At 27.9% G+C, this 14736-nt stretch carries 15 protein-coding genes; 3 read left to right on the top strand and 12 right to left on the bottom strand.

Going from position 1 to position 14736, the window contains the following annotated elements; all coding sequences use genetic code 11:
• Positions 1–3: 3 nt before the first annotated feature.
• Positions 4–1158, bottom strand: a complete 1155-nt coding sequence (locus OIO11_RS02720) for an iron-containing alcohol dehydrogenase (protein WP_268069814.1) — start codon at positions 1156–1158, stop codon at positions 4–6.
• 364 nt (positions 1159–1522) lie between these two features.
• Between OIO11_RS02720 and OIO11_RS02715 the strand changes: the two genes are divergently transcribed.
• Positions 1523–2296 (top strand): DeoR/GlpR family DNA-binding transcription regulator, encoded by a 774-nt coding sequence (locus OIO11_RS02715; protein ID WP_268069813.1) that lies wholly within the window; start codon positions 1523–1525, stop codon positions 2294–2296.
• Between the two features lie 115 nt (positions 2297–2411).
• On the opposite strand, the gene OIO11_RS02710 is transcribed toward OIO11_RS02715, so the two are convergent.
• From OIO11_RS02710 to OIO11_RS02665, 10 genes are all read right to left on the bottom strand, one after another.
• Positions 2412–4040 (bottom strand): cell shape-determining protein, encoded by a 1629-nt coding sequence (locus tag OIO11_RS02710; RefSeq protein WP_268069812.1) that lies wholly within the window; start codon positions 4038–4040, stop codon positions 2412–2414.
• A gap of 241 nt (positions 4041–4281) precedes the next feature.
• Positions 4282–4584: a hypothetical protein gene (locus OIO11_RS02705; RefSeq protein WP_268069811.1), complete on the bottom strand. Its 303-nt coding sequence runs from the start codon at positions 4582–4584 to the stop codon at positions 4282–4284.
• Between the two features lie 117 nt (positions 4585–4701).
• Positions 4702–5127, bottom strand: a complete 426-nt coding sequence (locus OIO11_RS02700) for a hypothetical protein (protein WP_268069810.1) — start codon at positions 5125–5127, stop codon at positions 4702–4704.
• 191 nt (positions 5128–5318) lie between these two features.
• Complete coding sequence (locus tag OIO11_RS02695) at positions 5319–5876, bottom strand: GNAT family N-acetyltransferase (protein ID WP_268069977.1); 558 nt, start codon at positions 5874–5876, stop codon at positions 5319–5321.
• A gap of 84 nt (positions 5877–5960) precedes the next feature.
• A complete protein-coding gene (locus tag OIO11_RS02690; RefSeq protein ID WP_268069809.1) occupies positions 5961–6467 on the bottom strand; it encodes a GNAT family N-acetyltransferase in 507 nt (168 codons plus the stop codon).
• Positions 6468–6705: 238 nt separating this feature from the next.
• Positions 6706–7554: an Rpn family recombination-promoting nuclease/putative transposase gene (locus OIO11_RS02685; protein WP_268069808.1), complete on the bottom strand. Its 849-nt coding sequence runs from the start codon at positions 7552–7554 to the stop codon at positions 6706–6708.
• A 343-nt stretch (positions 7555–7897) separates the two neighbouring features.
• Positions 7898–8143, bottom strand: coding sequence for a DUF2651 family protein (locus OIO11_RS17195; protein ID WP_442781208.1), 246 nt, complete (start codon positions 8141–8143; stop codon positions 7898–7900).
• 681 nt (positions 8144–8824) lie between these two features.
• A complete protein-coding gene (locus tag OIO11_RS02675) occupies positions 8825–9112 on the bottom strand; it encodes a hypothetical protein (protein ID WP_268069806.1) in 288 nt (95 codons plus the stop codon).
• Positions 9113–9545: 433 nt separating this feature from the next.
• The gene (locus OIO11_RS02670; protein WP_268069805.1) at positions 9546–10961 is read right to left on the bottom strand and encodes a lipopolysaccharide biosynthesis protein; all 1416 of its coding nucleotides are present in this window, start codon (positions 10959–10961) and stop codon (positions 9546–9548) included.
• Between the two features lie 251 nt (positions 10962–11212).
• Positions 11213–11857, bottom strand: coding sequence for a GyrI-like domain-containing protein (locus tag OIO11_RS02665; RefSeq protein ID WP_268069803.1), 645 nt, complete (start codon positions 11855–11857; stop codon positions 11213–11215).
• 247 nt (positions 11858–12104) lie between these two features.
• On the opposite strand from OIO11_RS02665, the gene OIO11_RS02660 reads away from it, so the two are divergent.
• A complete protein-coding gene (locus tag OIO11_RS02660) occupies positions 12105–12461 on the top strand; it encodes a NifB/NifX family molybdenum-iron cluster-binding protein (RefSeq protein WP_268069802.1) in 357 nt (118 codons plus the stop codon).
• Between the two features lie 287 nt (positions 12462–12748).
• Complete coding sequence (locus tag OIO11_RS02655; RefSeq protein ID WP_268069801.1) at positions 12749–14107, top strand: DUF4317 domain-containing protein; 1359 nt, start codon at positions 12749–12751, stop codon at positions 14105–14107.
• Between the two features lie 149 nt (positions 14108–14256).
• On the opposite strand, the gene OIO11_RS02650 is transcribed toward OIO11_RS02655, so the two are convergent.
• Complete coding sequence (locus OIO11_RS02650) at positions 14257–14622, bottom strand: hypothetical protein (protein WP_268069799.1); 366 nt, start codon at positions 14620–14622, stop codon at positions 14257–14259.
• Between the last annotated feature and the right edge of the window lie 114 nt (positions 14623–14736).

Below are 14736 nucleotides of genomic sequence, written 5' to 3'. Positions count from 1 at the left end.
CTCTTAACTCCATATTCTTTTATAAATATTAATAACATCTTGTTTGTTAGGTTGTCTTATAGTATTAGCTGGACTACCACTAGCCAACGCATCTTCTGCCATCTTATCTATACTATTAAAAAATTCTTCTTCATCTATTCCATACTCTTGTAATGTTGGAATATGAATATCCTTACATAATTTTTTAATTTCTGCTACTAGTTCTTTTGAAGCTTCCATGTCTGTCATACCATTTTTATAAATACCAATTGCTTTTGCAATATCAGCAAATCGTTCTGGTGCTCCTTCTATTGCAAACTCCAAACATTCTCCTATAAGAACTGCATTTGACATTCCATGAGGCACATGAAATAATGCTCCTATTGGTCTGCTCATTCCATGAACTATGGTAACTGATGAATTATTGAAAGCTATTCCAGCTTCTAATGCACCAAGAGACATTTGATTTCTAGCTTCAAAATTCTTACCATCTGCAGAAGCTTGTCTCAAATTTGCAAAAATACGTTTTATAGCTGATAGTGCAAATGTATCTGATAATGGTTGAGCTTTTCTTGAAGTATACGCTTCAACTGCATGAGTTAATGCATCAATACCTGTTGCAGCAGTTATATTTGCTGGTGATGTCATTGTTAACTCTGGATCAACTACTGCTAATGTAGGTATTAAGCTAGGTCCTATTAATAACATTTTCACATTATTTTTTGTATCTGATATTATTGTAAACTGTGTTGCTTCTGAACCAGTCCCTGCAGTAGTAGGTATTGCAACAAGTGGTGGTGTAGGATTCTTAATAATCTTACCCATATAATCAGTAATTTGACCTGTATTTGTAATCATTGCACCGATTGCTTTCATTGCATCAATTGGACTTCCTCCACCTATGGCAATTAAAAAATCACATTCATTACTTTTATATAATTTTATTCCCGTCTCGACTATTGTGTCTGTTGGTTCACGATTAACATCACTATAAATTTCATACTGTATTCCAATACTCTCTAGCACCTTTGTTAATTTTGACACATTACCAATGTCCACCATAACCTTATCAGTTACAATCAAAGCTTTTGTACCTAATTCTTTAATATAAGTTCCAGCTTCTTCTACAGCTCCTTTACCAGACACTATATTCTTTGGAACTAAAAATTTATATGCCACTTGCCATCTCCCCCATATAATATATTAACTTCATCAAAATATTATCACTTTTTGAGCAAGTTTTGTGTATTTCTTTCACTCTTTGGTTAAATTTTACTCCTTTGATTAATGCTTGTCAATTACTTTTTTGTATTTTTTGTAAACATTTGATTGTATTTTGATTATGTCATGGTTATATTTTGGTTATATCTTTTGTGTTTACCTTGTATTTTTAGCTACTTTCTTATATAATATTTAATATACAAGTTGCAATAAGTACTATTCAGCATATTAAAACTTCGTTGAAGTTTTTTCATAAATTGATCATAGGTTAATGAGTATTGATAATTGTAATATATATACTAAAAATGGGGGAGGAGAAAAATTGAAAACTCATAGAATACAAGAAATCGAAAACTATATAGTGAAACATGAGAATGTTTCAATAGATACATTATGTTCCGTTTTTAATGTTTCAAAAAATACTATAAGAAGAGATATTTCCGAGCTTGAAGAGAAAGGTATCATAAAAAAAGTATATGGAGGAGTTACTATTAATAATAAAGAGAAAAAGAGTACTGTTCCATTTACAGAAAGAGAAATTAAAAATAAATCTGAAAAACAGATTATTGCTGAAGCTGCCAGTAAGTTAATAGATGATGGTGATATAATTTTCATTGATTCTGGTACAACCACTATGCATATGATACCTTTTTTAGCAGATAAAAAAAATGTAACTATAATAACTAATAATCTTAACGTGTTAGTAATTGCTCTTATGTATCCTAACCTTAACGTGTTATCACCTGGAGGATCTTTATTCAGGAAAACCAATTCACTCATAGGAATTGAAGCCGTAAACTTTTTAACAAATTACAATATTGGCAAAGCATTTATGGCTACTACTGGGGTTTCTATTTCAAAAGGGGTTACTAATTCATCATCTATCGAATATCAAATAAAGAAAACCGTAGTAGAGAAAAGTGATAAAGTAATCATTTTAGCTGATAACTCTAAATTTGATGTTTCATCCTTGATGACATATTGCGAATTAGAAGAAATAGATACTTTTATTACAGATAAACTTCCCCCTAAATCCTATGAAACTTTCTTTAAAGAAAAAAATATAGAATTGATAATTGCAAACAATGAGTACTAATAAATCAAAAACCTTCTTAAGAATTTTGGAATAAAAATTCTTAAGAAGGTTTTATATCTTTATTGTAAAGTTTCAATTATTAATAAGCTGCTGTTATATTTAATTGATTTGCAAGCTATTTGGTTCCCTTAATATTTATATTAGTAAATTCAAGTATATCTTTACTGCTGCTCTCTGTTTGGTTATAAGAGAATGTAACAGCATCCCCTTCTCTGGTCAAAGGAAGTTGTGAAGAAATAGCAGCTGCTGCCGTAAATATAGTATCAGGTTTTTCTTTTATTATAAAGTTGTAATAGGTTGTGCCTTCTATATTAAATGCTCCTATTCTGCTTATTGTTCCCTTAAGCTCTTTCTTTTCTCCCGTAACTTTTAATGTTATATTACCTTTATTTTTTAAGGTTTTAACATAATTTGATTTTGCATCTTTTATCGTTTCTCCAACTCCAACTATACTGTAATCTTCTACACTTACCATTGCATATTGTTTTATTAATCCCTTCTTATCCTTTAAACTCATAAAATAAGTAGGAATGTTTTCAACATTTATCAATATAGGGAAGGTAGCCTTATATTGAAGATTCTGTACTTTACCTTCTGCTGACTGCATTCCAGCTGTTTCTGTAGAACCTGAAACTTTATAGAAAGTTGAAGTCATTGTTTTTGTATTTGTAAGATTGAATCCTACTATAGCTTCGTCTGCTCCAACAGATGTTATTCCAGTGTAGTAATAACACTCACCCTCATTGTACACCATGTTCATTCCTTCTGTGGAAGTAAGCATGTCCTTTTTACTGAAATTAAAGAATCCGTGAACAAGTTCTCCCCACCAGTCAATTCTATCCCTTATAAAGAAATCTGGTGCTACTCTATCTACCCATGAAGGTATATTGTTTATATCATATTCTTTAATTTCTCCGCTTTCAGCATCCACCGCTATAACTCCAAGTACCTTTTCGCCAGAAAATCCTATTGAATTTGTGTACTTTGTAATAACCCAGTAAGGTTTTCCATTATCATCTAATTCAAAGCTAAAGTCTGTAAGTCCTGCTGTTCTTTCCGCCTTCATATATACATGTCTTTTTAAATCTGTTCCAAAATAAGCATTTGGCTGATATTTTATTTTCAAGGGCTTACCATTTAATTTATCAACAAATTTTACATCCTTTGTATCAGTAGCACTTACCATGATATATCCTGTTGTTCCTTCTTTATTATTCATCCATTTAAAGAATCCACTGTGAAGAAGAGGAGCCACCCAGTAAAGCTGTCCATTCACATTTTGCTTAGTAAACTCACCAAGAGTAACTTGACTTCCAAGCCCTACATAGGTTCCCAACTTTTTATCTCCTAAATTTTGTGCAAGCTCCTGATCAACTATTGGAAGTTGTGTTAAATCAACTGCATGTATTTCCTTTGTAAATTCTTTTTCTTCAACATTTCCAATTAAATTTCTATATTCACCAGCTCTGAACATAGATGAATTTATTACTCCATATCCAATAATAGCTATTACTAGTATTCCTGAAATTATAAAACCTATTTTTGTTTTTTTACCACCTGTGTCTTTTTCAGAAATTAATGCAGCTATATTTAAAGCTACACAATTAATCACTATAAATATTGTTACTATAAGTGTTGTTCCTAAAAATTTTAAATTCAATGGCAACAATAAAAAGTAGTTAAGAATAAATAATAACGCTGCTGAACCTAATACCAATGCTATTCCTTTATTACCTTTTTTCATTTGTCTCCCCCCAATATTGTTTATATTCTCTTATTAAGCAGTGTGTTTTATTGTATAATAAGTTTTAAAATACCTTTTTTAATTATTATAGTACATTTATTAATATTTTTCAATAATATTTAAATGTTTCTTTATAGTTCCTTAATACTCTTAACCAAGTTATCCCTGTCCTCTTAACTTTGAAATAAATTCACCCTATTAAAAAGAGGACAGTCCGCTCTTGGAATGTCCTCTTTTTAATTTATTTAGTAATTTTCTTCAAATATTTTCTTACAACCACTAAATGTATAAGTTCTAAAACTACAATAGCTATATTTATGTACATATAGCCTGATACAATATTAAGAGTATTCAATAAAGTTATTATAATAAAAATTATCCCTAACAATGAATAAATATATTTTTGTATCAATGCTACTTTGTTTTTATTTATAATTTCATATTTTGCAAAAAACATATTATATTCATTAGTAATATTTTTTTCATTTCGATTTAATCCTTTTAATAAAAGAGATACCCCTATTAGTCCAAATATTATTAACACCAAAAACACCCTTTCTTTTTAATATATTTATCATATTTTGCTGTTATGTCTTAACTACTCCCTTAAATTTTAACCTTTTGCATCTTGATTTAAGAATATTGTAATATAAGTTTAATGTTAGTTTTGGCTTCTCTTTGATTTTATAATGAAAATAATTAAATTAATTAACACGAGAAAGAGAAATAAATCCAAAAAAATGTGATAAGTATCTTTTATTAAAAAATTATTTGAAGGCGAAATTATATGATTTGTTTCTTTGAAAAAACTATTGTAACTTTCTATTCTTTTTGTAGATTTAAAATACATTGAATATTGAATGAAGCACCAAAAAGAAACAAAAGATAATAGTACATATTTACCTACTTTATCTTTCACGATAAATATAATAAAGCAGATTACAAAAATTACCCACCATATAATATCTATTGGCTCATCCTTGATAGCCGATTCAACAAGATAGAAATTTCCGATTTTCATACCTAAAATATCAAGTGTAAACCAAAAAAATAATACCGAGACTAAAATATTTGTTGTTTTTTTCATTTTATTACTCCCACCTTATGCAAAAAGTTGATTTTGTACTCAATAAATTACTATTTCGTTATAATCACTATACTTCTTTTATGACACACTTTCTTTATGTTGTGTATTAACTACTTCGATAATTCTAAGTTTTTTATATCGTCACTTAAGAAAATCGGGTGCTAATTAACTAAAGATTATGAGCATAATCTTTAGTGCAAAGAGATCCAATATCTTTGCGTAATTCCTTCCCCCTCTAAAACTTCATTTTCCAACACACCACCGTTGTTGATAATTGTTTTTGCTGATGCAATATTTTCCTTATCACAAGTAACAAGGACTTTTTCGATATTTATATCTTTGCATTTTTCCAAAGCCAAGCAAAGCATCTCTTTTGCATATCCTTTTCTACGTTCAGATTTTCTTACACTGTATCCAATATGTCCACCGAATTGAAGTAAATACTCATTTAGCCTATGCCGGATGTCTATCATACCAATTACCCTCTGATCACAAAGCCTTATTGCTAAATATGTGGATGCTGGAACAAATCCAGTTCTTGCAGTTTCTTCCTTTGAATTATCTATAAGCATAGAAAACCACTCTTCAAAGCTGCTAGCTTTTTGTAATCCAGCAGTACCATCCATACTATCACCATTTGTTTCAAATTCATTTTTGTAATCCAAGATTTGCCTCTCATATTCTTTTGTTGGAAAATCAATGCAATTTTTTCCATAGCAACCTCCTTTAAGTTTTTGAAATATAACCATTCTTGACTTAGTAAAATAATACAATTTTGTCATAACTCATTTCATCTTCTTTGTGATGCACTTTCTTTACAATGTAACATAACTCTAATACAAGAAGTTACACTTACCCCATTCTCTAATCTGCAATTTCATGGGAGTAAACCTTATGCCATCAACAGTCTGTTCTGAACTAGTATCTTGAAAACCTAACTTGTGATAAAATTCCACTGCATAAGGTGATGAATTAACCGTTATTTCTTTTATCTTATGATTATTTTCAATATTGGATAATATTGTTTTAAATAAATTTCTAGCTATTCCTTTTCTATGATAGTTTTTATCTACAAATAGCATACAAATATGACTCACTTCCTTCGTGGAAATTACGCCAACAATTTCCTCTCTATCATAACACACCCAAAAGTTTAGAATATTATCCTCAATCATATTTTTAATTGAATTAAGCTCTATAAAATCTTCAAATGCTTTTATACCTTGTTCCGAATAGTCAGGAGCTTCAAATTCCATAAAAACATCGTATACAAGTGCCAATGCTCTTTCTAATTCATCTATTTTTAAAACTTTGATTTGACATACAAACGAATTATTCAATACTATTCCACCTCTATTCACTTATTTATAATCCCTACAATTTTATTATAATGCTTGTACTATACCACGCATATTCTTTATATACTGTAATATCACTTTCTCTTATATTAACCCTTATTATAACAAAATAATACATGCTTACCAATAAAAAACAACCCTAAGCCTTAATACCTAGAGTTATTTTACATCTCATCTATAAAAGAATTCTATCTATTCCGCTGCTATTTAAAAACATTTCCTAATAATTTAAACTTTCAACTTCTTCTACACTTAATCCTGTAGCTTTCGATACCATTTCTACATCCATACCCATAATTAATAAGTTTTTTGCAGCTTTAACTATTCCTTCTTTTATTCCTTCTTTTATTCCTTCTTTTATTCCTTCTTCTCTAGCTTTATTCAATGCACTTACCTTATCTTTAAGTATCTTAGCTCTCATTTCATAAATTTCTCTTTGTTTACTATCATTACTCATCTTTATAAGTTCATCTTTTGCTTTTCTTATCTCTAATATACTCATTTCAAGATTTCTAACCTTTTCACTTTCAGGATTTTTTAAAAACTCCGTCCAAGCTACAAGCATATCTTTTTCATCACTATCATCTTCTAATTTAGGTATTTCAATAAAATGCATCTCAATAATATCCGTCAACTCTTCATTACTTTGAATTTCTTTCAATCTATAACCAGTATGAAATTTTTTAGTTTTTAAATATTTAAAGTTTAATATATTTATACAAACGGTTCTTTGTAGCTTAGAGTAATCTTCTCCTTCACTTAACTGTTCTTCATACATTTTACTTAAATAATACATACTTCTTTTTATCATATTATGTTCATTCTTAAGTTGTATTTCTATGTTGATTATTTCATTATTACTTGTAACTGCCTTGATATCTAACCTTGAGTATTTATCCTCTATAAAATGCTTTTCTATATCATTACCTTTTATTTCTACCTTTGTTATACTTTTATCCGGCTTTAAAGTTGCATTTAAAAATGATATTAATATCTGAGGGTTCTTTTCTGAACCAAATATATTTTTAAATACAAAATCTACTTTTGGATCTAACAAACCTTTACTCAAGTATTTCCCCTCCTACTCTTAAATCACCTATCAATTTTATATGCTGCTTTACAGTTTCAATCTTAATAATATTATATAACAATGGATAGATTTCATAAAGCTTTACATTTTTTTAATAACTCATATTTACTCATTTAATTCCATTCAACTATTGCATAATTTAATGCTATTCCATTACCATGAATATCAGACAAAACTGCTACTTTCATAGAATAATTGACCATTATTAATAACCTTTAGTTGCTTCATAAAATTTTGCTATTATGACTTAACTAATTCCTTGATTATGTGATTTTTATATCGTTCTTTAAGAAGAGTTTGAGACAAATAAAATCCCATACTATTAAGTAATAGGAGGCTTTTTGTTTGTTTTAAAAACTAGAACTGCTATTGAAGAAATCATCAATGAAACCATAGGAAACATAACATTCCAAGATGAAATACTAACATCATATACTCCTAAAAAACATCTTTCATATAAAATATTAAGAATTAAAGTTACTATTGGTGCAACAAAGATTTTTTTAACAAATATTGATACTAATATTCCACATCCAATTACTATAAATGGAACAATTACCAACTGCATGAGAAAAGGGTCAATTGATTTATTAATTAATTCAATTAATGACATGGTTAATCCATCCTTTCATTATTCTTGATAAATATATTGTATTCCTTGGCATATGTATTATTTTACAATTTAATCTTAATACATTACATCTTTAAAACACGAATGTATTTATTTAGAGCATGTTTATACTAAACTGATTTGATTCATACAATATTACTATTGAGTAATATACAAAGAATATAATTACTTATCAATTTTACCTTTACTATTTTTGTCTATATAAATATCAAGTGCTTTTATTCCTCTCTGATTGAGTTTTTATTTTTAAAATTTATGTTATTTTCTCCCTAAGTATATTAATTTCTTAGTTTTCTTATTTCATCTATTATTAAAAAAGTACAAAAAAACAATACAGATATTATGGAAAAACCATTTATCAAACCCACAATGTCACCGCTATTTATATATAAAGAAAAAATAGATACAAATAAAAAGTTAACAACTATACCTAATAATAATGATTTAAAAAACATTTTGAAAAATTTGTTCATACTATACTCACCTTCTTTTCTAATTGCTTACTATAGGCTTAAATATAATTCCTACGCCTTATTTTGCTGTTACGTCTTAATTATTTCCTTTAATATTAGCTTTCTATATCATCATTTAAGAAACTTGTGTATTAATTTTTAATCTTCATTTTTGTTTTTCTTTGTTATATTGATATATAAGAGTTATTAATGAAGTAACAAATGCAATTCCACAAAATATTCCTAAAATCATAAAAGTTATACCAATAGTAACTCCATGAACATAATTAAAAATTTGCGGTCCAATCCCAAAATATAAAACACCCAGTAAAGAAGTTAAAACAGGGATATATTTTAATATCTTTGATTTACTTGTTTTTGAAGTAAAATGTGTTAACAGACAACTTATTATAATAAAAAACACTCCCAATAAAACCAAAACCATAGCATTCATAAACTACTACCTTCCTCTCATATGCACTTCACAGTTTCTTTATGATACGTCTTAAGTAAAAATAAAATTATACTTATTTATGTAAAACTATACAAAGTTGACCTAACCACATATCTTTCTTACAAATATCTTATACAAAACCCAAAATTCAATTTTTTATTCATAATACTTTTATATTCCTAATAATAAAAAAATACACTACATAAAGTACTATGTGGGGACTAATATGAAAAGTATTAATTCCAAGAATTATTGCTCCCTTTTGCTCTACTACGGGAACCATTGACCCCAAAAACACCTGTATTAACTTCATTTAGATCCTCCTTTGATGCTGCATTATATAATGTGTTCCTTGAAAATATCTATTATATACCAAAAGTTTTTTGGATGAAACTCCAAAGAAAGTATATCGCCAAATTTGCAATTATCAAAATTAAAATTTTGAATTATTACATAATAATATCTTAAACTTACTTTTAAATTTATAATAGAGAATCACTCCTAACAAAAGAATAATTATATATCGTGCAAAATAGTTATCCTTTAAAAGATAAAATGTACATGTAGTGATTGTCATAAAAACTATACTCATTATAAAATATTTAATTTCAAATATTTTTTCTTTTGAAATATGTTTAGCTGCTATATAGTGATATATAAAAAGTACAATGTATGATACTAAAGTTGTTATTGCAGCAGTAACATAACCATATATAGGCATAAAGAAATAATTAAGTACACCATTTATTACAACTGCTAAAACAGTTCCACAGGAAATCAAATATGTTTTTTTCTCATAAAATTCTAAATTAGCTGGAAAATTATAAAGAAATACAAAAAAGTAAGCAAACATTATTATGGGTACTAAATTTAATCCTCCAGAATATGCTTTTATAGATATAATTTTAAATATCTCTGGCGAAATAAAAATTAACACAAATGTTACCATAGAAAAAAGAACCATATAATATTTATATTTTCTTTTTATACTATCATAATTTTTCTTGTCCATATTCTCAAAAAAATCAGGAACCCATGCTTTATTTATTGCTGTCCAAAATATAGTTATAATCATTCCTATTTTGTACGCAAAAGAATATATCCCTGTAGCATTAGCCCCAATAAGTTTATGCATCATAATAGTATCCAAAGAAACTAATAATATTGCTGATAATGTATGTGGAATAAGCGGAAGGGATATACTTAGTGCATATTTCCAATATTTAATATTAACTAATTTTTTACCTCTTAGCATAATAAAAATAAATATAAATGTTCCATATACACTAGTAATTACAAAATCACCATAAATTTTACCCATGTATTTATTTTCTTTTAAACTTATAATAAGTAATGAACATAGAGCTATATTTAAAACAGCATTAGTAAGTGATATAACTATGAATTTTTTATAATCATAAGTTACTGTACATTTTATGATGGCAATATTTATTACAAAAGAAAAGAAGCTTTGTAATATTAATATTAGTATTATATTTAATTCAAATCCTATTAATCTAGATATTTGATTTCTAAATAATAAAACAATAACTAAACTTACTATTAAACTTATAGTTGCTAAAAATAAAATAGATGATAAATAACTATCAAATTTATTTTTAAAATCATATTTTGCTCTTACAACAGTAGCTGATAATCCTAAGCTAATAATGCATGTACTTATTGATAACATACTGGCAATAAAAGAAACTTCACCATAATTTTCAGTTGTTCCTAATAACCTAGGATATATTATTAAAGTTATAAAGGATATTCCTTGCAGTATCATATTTACTAAAAAATATATTGAACTTCCCTTTATTAAATTACTTTGTTTAAATTTTTTCATCAGAATTTCCTTCATAAAATTAAATCCTCCGCCCTGTAAACGTAAATAATACAAACTTCTAAACATGCATTTTCATAACTTTCTTTATATGTTGTACTATTACTTTATATCAAATTTTGTTATAATACTCCTTATTATAACAAAAAAATATATGTTTACCAATAAAATAACCCCAAGCACCTAATGCCTAGAGTTATTTTTTATCTTATCTATAAAATATTATGAAGGAAAATTCTCTTCATATATGCTTGTTAATACGCACTTTCTTTAGATTTTTCTCTAACTTTGAACCTCAAAACTGTCTTCAATTTCTCTGGTGGAGTTTTTCTTGCATCAGATATATATATTTCTTTGTGTGTTTTTTCCAGCCTGTCAAGATTATTTTCAACACAAAATTGCTGCATTAGATTAAATGTTTGAGGTTCATCATCATAACTGCCTAAATGCATAGCTTGAACACATAATCCTTCCTCTATAATTTCAAATTTAACCTTATCTAGGCATAGATTAGGCTTTTTTAACTTTACACTTTTGACTGCATAATCTAATAGTTCATTTGTTACAAATTCAGGTTGTCTTATCATTAATTTATAAACTAAATTATCCTTGCTAAGATAGTCTAATGTTCTACCTTCTTCATCTAAATCCCAAAATCCCTCAAGTGGAAATACTGTATACTCATAATACCCTTCTGGCGTTATTCCTTTTTTAGGCATCATCCTTATTGCATAAGATAATGAATACAATATCTCAATTGCTTCATTAAACTTTTCGCTGTTAGGATTTCCGCTGCCTTCTATTGTAAAATAGCACATAGCAGGAATATCAATCTTCGCAGGTTTATTTTTGGGTAAGTATAAATCTTTACATTGTTTTCTCCATTCAACTTTATTCATTTTGTCACCTCATACTAAATTATTTTTAACGGTAATATATTTCTAATTATACCATATAATTACTTATGTATGAGTAATATAATCTAATTGAAGCATACACAAAGTTCATGATTCACAATAATCAAACCACTTGTTTAACTCTTGACATGTATATTATACTTATATATTATTTTATATAAAAGAGCATATGCCAATAATTTCATAAGTGTACATGCTACTTTAACTATTTTATAGGAGGAATAATTATATGAAAATTGCATTACCATCTCGACAAAATCTTATAGATAATCATTTTGGTCACTGTGAATACTTTACTATTTTTACAGTTGACAACAATAACAAGGACATAATTTCTGAAGAAATCATTTCATCACCAGAAGGCTGTGGTTGTAAATCAAACATAGCACAAACTTTATCAAATATGGGTGTATCAATTATGCTTGCAGGCAATATGGGTGATGGTGCCGTACGTGTGTTAAACAACGCGGGAATTGAAGTAATACGTGGGTGTTCAGGCGATCTTAAAACTGTTGCACTCAAATGGCTTGAAGGCACTATTTCTGATTCTGGTGATTCATGCCATGAACATGAATGCCATAACTAAATTAATCAAAAATAATGGTCCTATGGCTGCCTAAAAAAAATATATAAACGGAAGTAGGAATACCAACTTCTGTTTATATATTCTGTTTATATATTGATCATATTAAACAGACCTCATTTACTTGTGGTACGGTTCTCCACGGCAGTATTAAATGTGATTTTCTACATATAGTTTTCATATCATCTACTTCCCGTTTACCCAATAAATCTTTATTTAATATAAAAAAAAATACTATACTTAATAATGATACTATGTAAATATATGAAGACGAGATTGAGGGGTTATATATGAGAAAAAAAGATATACTTGAGTTAAAAAAACGTTTTAAAAAAAATCATTGTAGCTTCACTAAAATGTGCGGCTGCTATGTTAATGGTGAAAAAAATATACTTTTAAATTTTAGAGAATCCTTTTTAAATTTAGATGAAGATGAGTATTTTAAGTACTTAGAAATCGCTAAAAAAGTCCTATCTGGAAGTATTGGCAATAATATTTTAGAACTGAATTTCCCACTTAATGAAAATCTTGAAAATGAAAAACAACTTTTTCTTATGCAGCTAAAAAAAAGCGGATTAAAAGATGATGATTTGCTTGAAAAATTTTATGACTCTATTATAGATAGTTATGATTATGCCGGTAATTTTTTAATACTTGTTTTTCATGATGCTTATGATGTTATTACTAAAACAACCGACAATGCTAAATTAGATGAATCTGAACAAGTGTATGAGTATATTTTATGTGCTATATGTCCTGTTTCACTTTCAGATCCTGGTCTTAGATACTTTGAAGAAGAAAAGAAAATAAAGGCACGCATTAGAGATTGGGTAGTGGAAGCTCCGACTCATGGCTTTGTATTCCCTGCTTTTATAGATCGTAGTTCAGATGTTAATTCTGTTATGTACTATACTAAAAATAAAAAGAGCCCACATCCTGAATTAATGGAAGAAGCTCTAGGCTGTTCTTCAAGACAAACCGCTGCTATACAAAAAGAAACTTTCCAAGCAATAATCAAAGATTCTGTTAGCACTGATGAGAGAAAAGCCGATAAAGTATTTATGGAAATACAGGAAAACCTAAATACCATGATAGATGAGTACAATGAAATGTATGATGATACAGATAGTGAACCTATAACTTTAACAAAAAAAAATATACAAGAACTTTTAATAGAAAGTGGAGTTCCTGAAGAAGTCACTACTAAAATCGAAGAATCTTATGTAGAAAGCTTTGGTGAGGATCTTCCTTTAGCAGAAAGTCTAATTGACTCGAAAATACTTAAGGCTAGTGATCAAAGAAAAAAGGAAGAAAGGCTTGAAAAACAAGTAGAAATTCTACAACATAAACTTGAACAAGTAACAAAAGAGGTAGATGAGGATAAAGAAGCTGAAGATTCTAAAAAGCTTGATGATGAAGATAATATACCTTTAGAAGATAATATAGAAGATAATATAGAAGATAATTTTGAGGAAGCTCCATCTACTAATTCAGAGAATGATAATCCTAACTATGATGTTATACTTCAAGTAAAACCTGAAAAAATACATAAAATCAAAGCTCAAATGATTGATGGTCAAAAATGCATAGTTATTCCTATTGATGAAGATGAACAGGCTACAGTTAACGGCATAGATGATTTGATTTAAGTTATATAAATTAATTTAGAAAAATAGCAATCTGAAAAATAAAGTTTGCTATTTTTCTTTACTCTCTCTTATTTATTAAAATTGTAGCTCATAAATTAGGCAAATTCTTTCATTTTATAAAACAACTTTTCCACATTAAACTGAATTATTTACTTCTGCACATTAACAAAAATAATATAAGTTACAGTTCCTTCTTGCCACTTACAATCCAAAAAATATAATCCAGTACCATGTTGTGATATATTTATAATATTATCTTTTATCACTTTTCCATGCTCAGAAGTTTTAACTCCACCACCTAAAGTAATACTTTCAGGCTCATAGTCAAAATTTAATTTTAACTGACCATTAGGTGCTACTATCGTTCCCGGTAGCAATTTACTTATTACACTTGCATAACTATCAATTGTAAACTCTTTTAATTTACCTCTAGACTTCCATCTATAATGTCCCTGACCTACTTCTATATTGTTTCCATTATAAGTTATATCTAATTTAGGAATTGTTCTGGTCAAGTAAAATTGTAACACTTTTGCCTAATATTTTTATGAGCTGTACCGAGCTTCAAAAGGAGTTAATCCTTTATTGAAGGAATGAGGTCTAAGATGGTTATACCAGCTATAGGCATA

Origin of the sequence: Clostridium sp. ZS2-4 (assembly GCF_026719745.1) — a bacterium.
GTDB lineage: Bacteria > Bacillota > Clostridia > Clostridiales > Clostridiaceae > Clostridium_H.
This window is presented reverse-complemented; position numbering and strand designations above follow the sequence as displayed.

What these genes read in the sequence shown, in the direction of transcription:
- OIO11_RS02710 (WP_268069812.1), bottom strand. Translation starts at nt 4,040, where the DNA reads ATGAAAAAAGGTAATAAAGGAATAGCATTGGTATTAGGTTCAGCAGCG.
- OIO11_RS02700 (WP_268069810.1), bottom strand. Translation starts at nt 5,127, where the DNA reads ATGAAAAAAACAACAAATATTTTAGTCTCGGTATTATTTTTTTGGTTT.
- OIO11_RS02695 (WP_268069977.1), bottom strand. Translation starts at nt 5,876, where the DNA reads ATGGTTATATTTCAAAAACTTAAAGGAGGTTGCTATGGAAAAAATTGC.
- OIO11_RS17195 (WP_442781208.1), bottom strand. Translation starts at nt 8,143, where the DNA reads ATGCAGTTGGTAATTGTTCCATTTATAGTAATTGGATGTGGAATATTA.
- OIO11_RS02675 (WP_268069806.1), bottom strand. Translation starts at nt 9,112, where the DNA reads ATGAATGCTATGGTTTTGGTTTTATTGGGAGTGTTTTTTATTATAATA.
- OIO11_RS02670 (WP_268069805.1), bottom strand. Translation starts at nt 10,961, where the DNA reads ATGAAAAAATTTAAACAAAGTAATTTAATAAAGGGAAGTTCAATATAT.
- OIO11_RS02665 (WP_268069803.1), bottom strand. Translation starts at nt 11,857, where the DNA reads ATGAATAAAGTTGAATGGAGAAAACAATGTAAAGATTTATACTTACCC.
- OIO11_RS02660 (WP_268069802.1), top strand. Translation starts at nt 12,105, where the DNA reads ATGAAAATTGCATTACCATCTCGACAAAATCTTATAGATAATCATTTT.
- OIO11_RS02655 (WP_268069801.1), top strand. Translation starts at nt 12,749, where the DNA reads ATGAGAAAAAAAGATATACTTGAGTTAAAAAAACGTTTTAAAAAAAAT.